This window comes from Paraburkholderia sp. EG304, assembly GCF_046543485.1.
GTDB classification, from domain to species: Bacteria; Pseudomonadota; Gammaproteobacteria; order Burkholderiales; family Burkholderiaceae; genus Paraburkholderia; species Paraburkholderia youngii.
The window spans coordinates 1-255 of the sequence record NZ_JBKGUA010000456.1; the positions used below are offsets into that span (position 1 = coordinate 1).

The 255-nt window shown below is 62.4% G+C and carries 1 protein-coding gene; it reads right to left on the minus strand.

Annotated elements, in window-relative coordinates; translation table 11 throughout:
* A partial coding sequence (locus tag ACLFKU_RS44725) for an IS66 family transposase (RefSeq protein ID WP_410853516.1) occupies positions 1-255 on the minus strand: 255 nt, incomplete at both ends.

The following is a 255-nucleotide window of genomic DNA, read 5'->3' on the forward strand; positions in this document are numbered from 1 at the left end:
CGCGCGATGTGTCTTGCCTTTGCCGGGACCGAGCATCTGTACCGGCGTCTCATCCGCATGCAGCACACCCTGCTGCAGGATTTCCTGATGCAGCGCGTCGACCAGCGGTTGTAGTTGCACGCCGCACATACCGACCCATGCGCCCAATGTCGAGCGCGGTATCGCGACGCCCGCTCGCGCAAAGATCTGCTCCTGACGATACAGGGGAAGGTGGTCAGCGTACTTGGCAACCAGCACCGAAGCCAACAGTCCCGT